Origin of the sequence: Polymorphobacter multimanifer, from assembly GCF_014205635.1 — a bacterium.
Taxonomy (GTDB): Bacteria; Pseudomonadota; Alphaproteobacteria; order Sphingomonadales; family Sphingomonadaceae; genus Sandarakinorhabdus; species Sandarakinorhabdus multimanifer.
Window position 1 is genome coordinate 1 of record NZ_JACIIV010000047.1, and the last position, 13,237, is coordinate 13,237.

1 protein-coding gene and 1 pseudogene are annotated in these 13,237 nt (G+C 70.2%); both read right to left on the reverse strand.

Translation table 11 applies throughout. From position 1 onward, the window contains the following. Positions 1-92 precede the first annotated feature (92 nt). Positions 93-12,953, reverse strand: a complete 12,861-nt coding sequence (locus FHS79_RS17780) for a beta strand repeat-containing protein (RefSeq protein ID WP_184203078.1) — start codon at positions 12,951-12,953, stop codon at positions 93-95. Next, positions 12,950-13,237: pseudogene (locus FHS79_RS17785) on the reverse strand (ShlB/FhaC/HecB family hemolysin secretion/activation protein); the annotation flags it as partial. The gene FHS79_RS17780 and the pseudogene FHS79_RS17785, both read right to left, overlap by 4 nt.

Consider the following 13,237-nt stretch of genomic DNA (forward strand, 5'->3'; position numbering starts at 1 on the left):
GAAACTGTCCAAAGCCTTCAACCCGCGCGGCGCCGCTGCCGAAGGAGAAGACAGCGCAAGCGCCAGAAACGCCGCCGTGGAGAAAAAGCGGATCATGGGCGTGGTTCCGTCGGCAGCGAGGTGCCGGAGGGTGGCGTGCCTTGCGCTGCGGGTTGCTCGATCCCCCGGAAGTCCTGCGCGCCGCCGCCGCCGGGGCCATCGACTCCGCCTGTGGAAACGCCGGACTGGCCTGGCCCTTCGATACCGCCGGCGCCGGGTGTTCCGAGTGACGTGCCCGATGGTGCGTCAGTATCAGGACGGCCACTGCCGAGCAGCCCACGGCCTGCCCCGGTGGTGCCATCGGGACCGCTGCCGGGCTCGATGCCCTGGCCCACGCCGAAGAGACTGCGACCGGCACCGAGGAACTGGCCGCCATTGCCCGCGCCCGTGAGCGGTTCGGTGACGATGGCGGGATCGGTGACCTCGCCCAGCCCAAGCAGTTGATCGCTAAGCACTTCGGGCCGCACATCGGTGCCGGCGCCCGCAGCAAGGGCGAGCAGGCGCTGCCGCTCTTCATCGGTCAATTGCTGCACATCATTGCCGATGGGCTCCGCATAAGGTGCCACGATCGCAACTAGATCGGGCTCCGGCTCCGGGTCCGGCGGCGGGGGCGGTGGTGGTGGCGGTGGTGGTGGGGGCGGTGGCGGCGGAGGAGGCGGCGGAGGCGGCGGAGGCGGTGGAGGCGGCGGCGGTGCAGCACAGCTGGCGCCGAGCAGACAGCCGTTCACCTGGGTCGTCTGGGTGAAGCCGCGACCATTCTGCAGCACGGTGAAGGCCACGGTTTCCAGCGTGAAGTCGTTGGTCACGGGCACATTCCGGGCATCCCGGGTCTGGCCGCTGATGACGACATCGACTGGCTGGCTGCCGCCGTCCGACTGCGGTGTCACCCGCAGCAAACGCGCATCGAAGCCGGCCTTGATCGTGCCGGTGCCGGCATTCTGCACAAGGAAGGCATTGTCGATCAAAACATCGACCGTGCCGGCAACAAGCTGCTGCGCATTCGGCAGGGCAGTGGTGGCCACGGCATTCAGCGAATCGTTGCGGCCGGCGAAATTGATATCGAGCAGCAGATCGGCGATCAGCGCCTGGGTGCCGACGAAGATGTTGCGTGCTTCGAGCTGCAGCATGCCGGCAACCCCACCGTCGCTGTCCGTCACCGCCAGCTGGCCGCCACGATCGCTGCGCACGAAAATCTCGTTCGCACCGATGCGGAACACATCCCCCGCACCGGCGCTGGTGATCACCGCCGGCTGATCGACGATCACCCGGCTATCGCTGCCGATCGTCAGGCTCGATCCGGTGAGGTTGGGGTCGGTGCCAAGGCTGCCCTGCAGCGTGAAGCCATTGACCAGCACCGTGCCGCCGCCCTCGCCGAAATTGGCGGTGATCTCGATATCGGCGGCGCGCAGCCGGACGATTTCGGCGGCGGAAAGCGACCAGCCGCTTTCAGCTTCTGCGCCGCCGATGGTGGCGCGGCGGCCGCCAATGGCGTCGAGGCCGATGCGGCCCGTGCCGAGGCCACCGAACCGGTCGGCGATTTCGATATCGCCGGACTGCACGAAAAGGTCACCGCCATCGACGCTCGCTTCGAACGAGGCAACGCCGCCAGCCAGAACTTCCATGGCGCCGACGGACACCGACCCGCTCAGCTGCGCGCTGCCGCCCGCCGCTGCCAGCAATTGGCCGGCGCTCACACTGCCGCCTATCCGCACATCGCCATTGACCTGACGCAGTGGCTGCGCCGCCAGTTCCTCGATGTCCCCGGTGAAGCCGGTGAGCATGTCGGCACCCGCCAGCAGCACCAGGCCTTCGCCATTGGTGAGCAGGCTGCCGGTCTCGATGCTGCCGCCGGCCAAGATGACGATCGAGGTGTCGGCTTCCACATTGCCGACGCTGATCAACTGGGTGCCGAGGCCGGAAACCAGCTGCACGCGCTCGCCCGCAAGCACATTGCCGAGCGAAATGGCGCCGCTTGCTTCCACATCGACCACACCCGCCGCATCGATATCGCCGGTCGAGACATCGCCGCCATTGGCAACAAGGGTCAATCCGGTGCCGCCGCTCGTCACATCGCCAAGCGTGATGTTGCCATCGGCGGTGAGCGAAAGTGCGGCCTCGGTCACCACATCGCCGGCGACGATCTCGGCACCCGAATCGATGGCGATCAGCACGTCCGAAAGCAGGGCACCGCTGGTCACGGCACCGCCCGCGGTCAGCCGCAAGCCATCGGGTGCTGTCACGTCGCCCACTGCGAGCGTGCCGCCCGCAGTCGCATCGACCGAGGTGCCCGCCAGCAGCGCGCCGGTTTCGATTGCCTCGCCGGCGATGAGCACGATGGCGCCCGCGGCGGTCACATCGCCCGTCTCCAGCCGCCCGCCGAGTGCCGACAAGGTGAGCAGGGTGGCACCTGTGGTGACATCGCCGAGCAGGAGGTCGGTGGCCGAAAGCAGCAGCAAGGCGGCATCGGTGCTGATGGCACCGGCGCTGATCGACCCGCCCGAACGCACGGCGATATCGCCATCCGACAGCAGCGCCCCGGTGATGACCGAGGGGCCGGCCGCGGTCAGGTCGATGCCGGCAGCGGCGTCGATGCCCGCCGTGACGATCCGGTCTCCGGCGGCGATCGTCACGCTGCCATCGGTTTCCAGATCGGCGGTGAGGGTGACCGTGCCGTCTGATTCGAGCGATATGTCGGCAGCACCGTCGAAGCCGGCAAGAGTGAGCGCCTCGTTGCCGCGAACCGTGATGAACTGGCCGCTGGAGAGCAGCATATGGTTGACGACGGTATCGGCGATGATGGTGATGCCGCCGACCGCATCGATGCGGCCGGGTGCCGTGAGCGGCGTGCCGAACAGGCTTGCCACCACATCATCGGCACGCACCGTGAGCGCGCCGCCCACGAAGAGATCGCCGCCATCGAGCCCGACCGCAGCCAGGCCGCCGACCTCGATGAGCGCATCGCCGGTGATGTTGATGTTGCCGCCGTTGATGCCGCCCAGCCCGGACGCGACAATTCCACCGGCACCCGAAACCGCCGGCACGAAGGGAACCAGGCCTTGCGATGCGATGGTGAGCGATCCGATGCTGGCAGTGGCGGCGTCTACGAGCACTCGCGCCTCGCCGACGCGCGCATCGCCGGCGCTCGTGCCGCTGCCGCCGGCACCGCTCGCGACAAGTTGCAGTGCGCCAACGGTCAACGCCGCCGGTTCGCCGGCAACACTGGCCGGACCCATGAACACCAGCGAACGGCCACCGAAGCCGCGCCCGGCGAGTGTGCCATCGCCTCCGGTGGCGCCGGCACCGAGCGCAGCAAGGCCGTTGACGGTGATCAGACCGCCGTTGCCGCCCAACCCGGCGGTTCCGCCGACAGCATCACCGCCGGTGCCAGCAACACCGGTGCCCGAGCCGCTGCCGCCGGCACCGCCCTCTGCATTGGCAAGGCCTTCGACACTCACCCAGGTGAAGCTGCCGGTATCGGACGTCGAAAATCCGTCATTGCCCACACCCACGCGGCCACCAAGGGCCATGCCACCGGTGCCGCCATTGCCGTTGATGCCGGCTTCGCCCCCTGCCCCGCCAAAAGCCGAAGCACGCTGGCCGATGGCACCGATTTCGATCGTGCCGGCAGCGGTCAAGCCCCCCGAAAGGACCGTGCCGCCGCGCGCCATGCCGCCGGCGCCGCCGTTTCTGCTGTCCCCGCCGGTGGCTCCTGCGCCGCCGATGGCGTTGGCGATCTGGACCACACCGCCAGCCGTGAGGCGCGACGCCGCGGTGGCACCCGAACCGAGGCTGAAGATGGCGGTGCCGCCGATGGCACTGCCGCCTGCAGCGGCCACATCGGCGATATCGCCGTCTCCGGCACCGCCGATGGCATCGGCAAGCAACAGCGAGCTGCCCGCGATCGACACACGCCCGCCGGCACCCGCCGCACTCACCGCCGCTTCGCCACCAGTGCCGTCGCCGCCGGGCGCCCCCGCGCCGCCGACGCCGCCCGCATCGAGCAGAAGGCCTTCCGCCAGCGCCAGCTCACCGCTGAAGACGGTGAGCCGCGCATTGCCGCCACGGCCCGCACCGCCGGCGGCATTGCCGAAGCTGCTGCCGCCGGCGCCGCTCGCGAACAGGCTCGTGCCGCCACCCAATGCCACGCGCGCGTCGGCCGTGGTGGCACGCACTGTCGCCAGCCCGCCATCACCGCGGCCGCCAGCGCCGGCTTCACCGTCGCCGCCCTGCCCGGCCGCATCAAGGCTGAGGGCGCCGCCGATCGTCAGCCGGCCGCCGGCCGCCGTGGCCGCCACATCGAGCGTGCCGCCCGAGCCGTCACCGCCAGTGTCGCCCGCTCCGCCGATGCCGCGCGCCGCGAGATCGGCATCGCCCTCGACGAGCAGCGTGCCGTTGCCCACCAGCAGCGTGGCGAAGCCGCCCTGCGCGCTGCCGCCCGTGCCGCTGCGCTCGAAGCCGTCGGCGCTGGCATCGAACGCCAGCCCGCCATCGATGCCGATGGTCCCGGCGCCGGCATTCAGGGCGATGCTGCCACCGAGCGCAGACGCACCATCGGCGCGCGCACTGGCCTCCAAAATCCCCGCCACACGGAGGGTGCCGCTACCGGTGGCGCGCAGCTCCACATTGCCGCCCCGCGCCGTGCCACCGAGCGCCGTGTCGCTCTGCCCGACCAATGCCGAGGCATCAAAGCGCGACGGGCGCAGCGACACATTGCCATTCTCCAGGCTGACCAGGATGTTTCCGCCCGTGGCCGCACCCCCGGTTTCGTCCACCGCACCACCGCCGATCGCAGAAGCGAGGAGTGTGACGGCTCCCGTGGCGCCTGTCGTCAGGGTGAGACCGCCGGCCTCGATGGCAATGTCGCCGCCAAAGGCCGCGCCACCGCTGCCGCTGGTCGCATCGCCGCCAAGACCGCGCGCATCGAGCGCCACCAGGCCGATGGCGAGCGTGCCAGTGCCAGTGCCGGTACCGGCATGGGCAATGCCTAGGCTGCCGCCCCGGCCTTCGCCACCATTGCCGCCGCTGGCCCCGGTGCCGCCACCCTGTCCGCCCTGGCCGAAGCCGCGCACGTCGAGGCCGGCGAAATCGGCCGAAGCGCCGCTCTCTGCCATCGACAGCAGCAGCGTGCCACCCTGCCCGCGCCCGCCATCGGCACCGCTGCTGAACAGCACGCCGCCGCCGCCGCCACGGCCTTCGATCTCGATGGAGGAGGGGCCGGAGACGGCAAGCACCGCACCGGCTTCACGCATGATGATCTCGCCGGCTCCGCCGACACCAGTGCCGCCGACGCCTTCGGCCGAACTGCCACCCAGTCCGACAGCGCGCATCTGCAACGAGCTCATGCCGGCCAGTTCGCCGCTGCCGATATCGATCGCCACGGCCCCGCCGATGGCGTTGCCGCCGGCCTCGGTACCGCTGCCCGCGACTGCGCCGGCTTCGAGCGTCAATGCGCTGCCGCCCAGCACGACGCTGCCGCCCGCCACCCGCAAGGTCGCGCTGCCGCCCGTGGCATCGGCGCCCGAAAGCGCCGGCCCTGCCGCATCGGCCGAAGCAAGCAGAAGGACCTCGCCGCCCGCGCGAAACTCGCCATCGCCGGCGTCGACAAGCAGCGTGCCGCCGGTGGCGACGCCGCCACTTGCATCGGCATGGAGCTCGAGTTGGGTGCTGCCGAAATCGACCGCTCCTGCACCATCGATCAGCATCGACACCGATCCACCAACGGCCTCGCCGACCCGCGTCCCGCCAACACCACCGAGAGCGCGCGCGTTGAAGAGGCCGCCATCGGCTTCGAACCGGCCGCTGCCGAAGGAAACCGCAATCGTGCCGCCGATGCCGGCGCCGCCATCGAGGTCGCCCGCATCGCCGCCAATGCCGCCGGCGAGCATCTGCACGCCCACCGACGTGAAAGTGCCGAGGCCTTCCACCACGAATTCGCCGGAGCCGAAGGTCGCGGCGATCGTGCCGCCGGTCCCGCTGCCGCCCAGGGCCAATTCGGATTCGGTCCCTACCCCGGCCAGACCGCGCGCGTCGAAGTCCAGCGCGCCCACCCGGCTGTCCCCGATGCCATCGACCGTGAAGTTGATGTCGCCACCCTGCGCTGCGCCGGCAATGCCGAAGCGCCCTGCGTCCCCGCCGACAGCCAGTGCCAGCACCCTGATCTCATCGGTCTGCAGCGAGAAGGCTTCACCGGTAAATGCATTGTCGCCCAGCACGATCGCTGCTCTGCCGCCAACCGCTGCGCCGCCCGATCCGCCGAAGCCATTGCCACCGGGCGAGAGCCCCAATCCGCCGCTGCCGGAACGGCCACTTTGCGCGAGAATATCGATCTCGATGACGTCGGTGGTCAGCGCACCCCCTGCGAGACTCAAAGTGAAACCCGCCCCGATGGCGTCGCCGCCATTGCCGCCATTGCCACCGGTGCTGAACGCCGGGTCCACGGCATTGCCGCCGCGGCCGCCCACCCCACCGGCCGCCGTTCCTGTGATCCGCAGCTCGCCAAGCGAAAAACTGCTCGCGCTGCCCTGGCTTGGCGTGCTGGAGCCGCTCTGCAGCGTGAAGCTGCCGCTCTCGGCACGGCCGCCATCAGAGCCGGAGAATGGCCCGAAAAAGGCCTGGAAGCCGTTCGAGCCATCTGCGCCGGCGCCGGCGATGGCCCGCACATCGCCCGTCACACTGTCCGCCAGCAACGAAACCCCCTGCGGCGCCAGCGTGAAAACCGCCTGGCCGCCGCGCGCATCACCGCCGGCGCGGAACACATCGTTCGATTGCGCAGCCGTTGCCGAAGCATCGAGGGTGACGGCACCGAGGGTGACGCTCGCCTCGCCGAAATCGCTGCCGAGGAAGACTTCAATACCGGTCGTCCCGGCGGCGACGCCGCTGCCGCCCGACGCAAAGCCGGCAGCCGACCCGGCCTGCAGCAGCAGGCTGCCTGGTGCTTCGAGCGTCCCCGCAGCGACGACGAACACGGCACGACCCCCCACGCCGTCACCGCCGGCGCGCGCGGGGCCTTGCGACTGGCCAAAGCCCCTCCCGCCGGCGCCGCCGGCGAGGAGGGCGGTATCGCCTTCCACGCGCAACGTGCCTCCGAACATCTGCAGGTCGGCGCGGCCACCGAAGCCTCGGCCATGGCCGAGGCTGGCAAAATCGAAATCATCGCCGTCGCCGCCCCGACCTTCGGCCCGCAGCTCGATGGCCCCCAGCACGCTCAATTGCGAGACGCCCTGCTCGTCATTGAGTTCGAGCCCGGCAAAGCCGCCGGAAGCCGTGCCCCCGGCAGCGACAATCGCGTCGGCGCCATCGCTGGCGCCCAAACCGCCAATACCACTGGCACTGGCGATCAGGGAGCTGATCGTCACGATGGCGGCGGTAGCGTCCGCATCTTCGCCCACCGTCACCAGCATCGCCGCACGTGGATCCAGGCCTTCACCGGCGCCGAACACATCACCGCCGCGTCCACCGGGGCCGAGGCCCTCGCCCGCGCTGCCGGTTCCACCCTGGCCGCCGACGCCGGTTCCGCGAAGATCGATCGTGCCAGCCTGCACATTGCCGCCGAGCACGTCGAAAAGCGCCTGCCCGCCGACGGCATTGCCGCCTTGCCCGCCGATCACGGAACCGTCGATCAAGTTTTCCCCGGCCGTGCCACCGGCACCGCCAGAGGCTGCAGCATCAAGCACCACATTGCCGCTGGCAAAGCTGATATTGGCAAGTCGTACCCGCGCCAGCCCGCCCACCGCGAAGCCGCCGACGCCGCCGTCTCCCGGCGTCCCGCTATCGCCGAAATTGCCAAAGGGGCCGAGTACTTCCACCGGGCCCTGGCCAAGATCGATCAGGCCGATGCCGCCTGCACCACCGCCGCCGCCGAAGCCCGAACTGCCGCCTGCAGCGCCTGCTCCCGCTTCCGCGCGCGCGCCGGCGAGCACCGAATCCAGAATCATCACGCCGGCCAGCCCATCCACTCCGGCATCGTCCCGGCCGAGCAGGATCGTGCCGCCACGTGCCTCGCCGCCAGCGCCACCAACGCCGCCGGCCCCGCCAGTGCCGCCATCGCCGCCACCGCCGCCGACCGCGCCATCGATGTCGCCGCCCCGACCACCGGCGCCGCCGTCGCCGCCGGCACCGCCTTCGCCGCCCGCGCCGCCAAAGCCGTCGACAAGCTGCGTCACCGCGAGCGCCACCAGCTCTGCATTGCCTTGCGGTGCGTGCAGCAGCAGCCGCGCCGTTCCGCCCTGGCCCCTGCCGCCAAGTCCACCGCTGCTGCCGCTGCCACCATCGCCGCCGCGCTCGCCATTCGCACCCGGCCCGCCATCTTCGCCGCCGAGGCCGAACTCACCCTCCGCGCCGCGGCCGCCCGAGCCGCCGGTGCCGGTGGCAAGCTGCTCGACCGTGCCGAAGCGTGCCTGCGCGCCGAGGCGTGCCGCCACTTCGATGGTCCCGCCCACGCCGGCTCCCCCGGCAGCACCGGCGTCGACACCCTCGGAGCTGTTGCCGCCGCGCCCGCCCATCGCATTGGCTTCCACGCGCAGCGCCGCCGTTTCGATCAGGCTGTCCACGCCGATCGCCTGCACATTGATCGTGCCGGCAAAGCCGTTGCCGCCGGTGCCGGGATCCACAGTGTTGCCGTTGCCATCGGCGGCATCACTGCCCCGCGCGCCTGCGTCGATCGACACATCGCCAAAGGCAATCGAACCGGGTGCGATATTGCCGGCCACGATGCTGATCGTGCCGCCCCGCCCGTCGCCACGGCTGGCGGCAGCAAGATTGCCGCTGCCGCCCTCCCCATATGCGCGCAGCTCGGTGGAGCCGAGCACGCTGAGCGAAGCATTGTCGACCGTCAGTTCGACCAGCCCGGCGAGACCATCCCCCGCTGCCGCTCCCGGGAGGACGCCGTATCCCGAACCGAAATCGATATCGCCGCCGCGTGCATCGGCTTCGGCACTGAACGAGGCCGACAGCGTGACTGCGCCGCCGTCCAGATCAAGCCGGGATATGCCGCCGATCGCCAACCCGCCGCCCTGGCTTCCGCGACCGGCTTCGCCATCGGCACGGAGCAGCAGGCTCGAGAGGCTGGCCGCGCCGCCGGCAGCCGTGACGATCATGGTTGCCAGCCCGCCACGGCCATCGCCGCCAGCACCGGTGCCAACTGCAGTGGCACCAAAGCCGCTCGCATACAGCGCCGTCTGTTCGGAAATCTCCACCGAGCCGCCTGCCAGCCGAAGTGTGGCAGTGCCGCCGGTGCCGTCACCGGTGGTGCCGAAGCCTACCGAGCCGGCCTGGCCATCGGCATCGGCGAGCAGCAGCGAGGCCGTGAGTTCGCCCGCCACCACATCGACAAGCGCTGTGCCGCCGGTCGCGGCGCCGCCCGCACCGCGGTTGGCAAGCCCGCCCTGCGCCCGCGCGCCGAGCACGAGCTGCTGCGCGACAATCCTGCCGGTGAGCGGCTCGGTGCCGGCCGCTTGCAGGATGGTTGCCGAAGCGGTGCCCGCCACCGCCTCGCCGCCGGTGCCATTGTCAGCCGAGCCACCGATGGCATTGGCCGTGAGCTGCACGTTTCCGAGCCGGGCTTCGGCGCCGGTGCCGCCGGAAATGGCATGCGGGCTGACCGCAATGGCGGCATTCGCTGCCGAAAGATCGCTGCGCGCGGCCCCGCCGACGCCGTCCGCACCGCGCAGGGCGCCCGTTCCCGCAGCCTGGCCGGCCTGGCCGCCGCGTGCAGTGACATCCGCGACCAGATCCCCGACTTCCACATCCACGCCGCGTGCCACCAGCACAGCTGTGCCGCCGCGGGCTTCACCGCCGTCTCCGGCATTGCCACCGGGATTGACACTTGCGAAGCCGCCGTTGCCGCCGCGGCCACCGCTGCCTTGCGCAAAGATCTGGACGTTGCCGGCCTCGGCGCCGCCGTTGAAGGTGGTGATCGCCGCTGTGCCGCTCGCCACGCCAAAGGTCGCCGTGCCGCCGAAGCCGGAACCGCCAATGCCACCACTGCCGGCTTGTCCGCTGCTTGCAAAGCCGCCGCGGCCGCCATCGCCGCCAATTCCCGAGGCATCGAGGAAGACATCGCCAGCGGTGAGCTCGCCATTGGCCGTGAAGCCGGTTGCAAGCGCAAGACCGCCAACGGCATTGCCGCCGCGGCCGCCGGGTGTTTCGGGGGTGAAATCGGCATCGGCGCCTTGACCGCCCTCTGCTTTTGCCGTGGCATTGAGCACGCCCAGCGTGATGAGCGATGCGGTCGCTCCCGATTGCGCCCCGACAATGGCCTGGCCGCCGACGGCATCGCCGCCGGAAATGGTGCCGACGCCGCCGAAGCCGCTCGCGAACAGCAGCGTGCTGCCGGTGATCGCGAGTTCGGCGCGCGCCACCCGCACCTCGGCCACGCCGCCTCGGCCAAGCCCGCCGGTCCCCGCTGCTGTGCCATCGTCTCCCGAGCCGCCATAGCCTTCAGCGCGCATGTCGAGCGAAGTGACTGACGCATCGACGCCGGCGAGCTGCAACCGCGTGATGCCGCCACGACCTTCGCCGGCGATGGCGGTGTTGCTGCGGCCGCCATCGCCGAACGCTTCCATCGCCACATTGCCGAGGCTTGTCGTCACCGCTCCGCCGGCATCGTTCAGCAGCAGGATGGCGCTGCCGCCACTTCCGACGCCGCCTGTCGCCGTTTCGGTGCCGCCGCCGCGGCCATTGCTGCGGAGCAGGATGGAGCCAGGCACGAGCAATTGCCCGCTGGTGCCGCCGAACAGGACATTGCCGCCAAGGCCGCTCCCGCCGCCGAGTGCGCCATCGCCGCCGATGCCATCGGCTGTCAGCGACACGCCGGCACTTTCGGAAACTTCGACGGTGCCGCCGTTGATGTCGATCTGCGCGGTGCCGCCCTGGCCGATGCTGCCGATGCCATCGGTCTGCAGAGCGAAGATCGGGTCCGCACCGAACCCGTCGGCACGCACGCTCACATCGGCCTGCAGCGAAATCAGCCCGCCGGCTGCGGTGGTGTTGACGAGCGCCAGCCCGCCAATACCATTTCCGGCCGCGCCGCCATTGCCGCCGAGCCCCGAGGAAACAAGGCTTGTCGTCCCGCCGATGGCAATCGTGCCCAAGCCAGCGTTGATCTGGGTGGTGCCCCCAACCCCGAGCCCGGCATCGCCGCTGCCCATGGAGAACAGCTCGCCGAAGACATAGCCGAGGTTGCCGGCGATGCCGCGCGCATCGAGCATCACTGCGCCCGGTACCTGCACTTCGCCGCCAGTGAGGGCAGCAATGAGTGCCCGGCCGCCGGTGCCGTCGCCAGCGGCCAGGCCGACGCCAGCGGCGCCACCGGTGGCCGAGGCAAGCCCGATGGCATCGCCGCCGATGAGCACGCGGCCGCCAAGGAAGCCGGAAATGTCGCCTGTACCGCTGGTGCCGCCGCCAAAGGCATCGCCGCCGGCGCCGAGCGAAGCCGACCCGCCCTGCGCGCGCATGTCGATGGTGGCATTGCCGCCAATGGTCACCAGCCGACCGTCGCGCGCCAGTATCCGTGCCGTGCCGCCGGTGGCGCTGCCGCCAGGCCCGCTGCCGCCAAAGCCGCCTTCGGCCCTGGCACTTGCGGTGGCATTGCCGGTGATGAGGATCGAAGATGCGTTGGGGCCTTGTGCCACGATCTGTGCCAGCCCGGCGATGCGGTTTTCGCCGATCCCGGCGCCCGCAGCCATGGCGTCTGCAGAGATCAGAGCATCGCCGGTGACGGTGAGGCCATAGCCACCATCGGCGGCGAGCAAGGCCGACTGGTCGCCATGCAGGCGAATGCCGCCTGCGAGGGTGAGCCCGCCATCGGTCGCGGTCGCTGCGGCAGAGCCGGTGGCCTGCCCATCGAAGAAAGAATTCACCGCGCGCCAGTCCATGGCGATGTTCGCGGCCCCGGTCCCGCCGCCCGCCGATCGCTCGGCCGAGAAGCGCGCGCCGCCGCCGCTCGATGCCTCGACGATATCATAGCCGGCCGAAAGCACGATGGCGTTGCCCTCGACGTTGGCTGCTCCGGCAACATCGAAGCCCAGCGATCCCGACTGGGTGATTGCGATGGTGATCGCATCGTTCTTGGGGACAGCAACGAAATACATGCGGTGCGGCGTGCCGTTGGAGGCCGCGCCATCGATGCCGCCACCGCTCATGCTGATGGCATTCGCGACCCCGGTGCCGCTGGTAACGGCGATGTCGAACAAGCCGCCGGCCATGGTGAAGCGCGCACTTTCGGCCGCCACCAATGCCGAGGAGCCATTGACGTCCACGCGCGCGGTGTCGAGCGTCACCTGTGGTGCCATCATCACGACGTAGCTGTTCGGGTTCAGGGCATTGACCCGCGTATTCGGGCCGAATGCAATTCTCGCGGTGGGCGAGCCGGTGTTGGTCAGCTCGAAGGCGCCGTTCGTGAAGAAGCCGCCATTGCCATCGACGAGCGGATCCCCGGTGGTGAGCAACAGGCTGCCGACATTGAAGGTGGCGGTGCCGCCGACCACGATGCCGCCCGGTGCATAGAACCAGACTCCGCTGCCGGCCTCGCTGTTCACGATGCCATTGAACGCCACGGCGCGGCCTGCGGCAGCGCCGGTCGGGATGATCCGATTGAGGATGGTGTAGGTGCCGCCGTTGAGTCCGGAGCCGGAAAAGAAGTTGGCGGTAGTGCCACTAGGTTGGAAGTTGATCGGTACGGTGCCGGCGCCAGTGTCGGTCGGCGTCCAGTTGAGGATTGAGCGCTCAGAGTTGATAAGAATATCGGAAACGCCTTCCAACGGATTGACGTTGACGATGCCCGAAACCACCACTGGAGTGCCTTGGAAGCTCTGCGCAAGAGCAGGGGCACCCAGCGGCAGCGCGGTGAGCGCGCTCGCCAATGCGAGCCGGGAAACCTGGGCATCGGCCCGGCGAACGCTGCGTACCATCATCATTTCGCACTCCAGGGCACCAGCCGTGTCGTCAGCGTGAGCAGGAACCTTACATCGCCGGCCTGTGTGGGCCCGGCGGTGCGGGTTGGCACGGCAAGCGCCATGTCGAGCCGCGCCCGGTCGCCCCAATTGGTGCGCACGCCCGCCCCCAAGGAGCCGATGGCCCGCGGATCACCCCCGGCGGGGCTAAACCGGTTCCACACCCAGCCCGCATCGGCAAAGACATAGGGCTCGGCCACCAGCTGGTGCTTCGCCGAGAGGATCTGCCCGGGGAACGCCACCTCGGT

Bases quoted from the DNA above. Each gene is read 5' to 3' on its own strand.
- FHS79_RS17780 (WP_184203078.1), bottom strand. From the start codon at position 12,953: ATGATGATGGTACGCAGCGTTCGCCGGGCCGATGCCCAGGTTTCCCGG.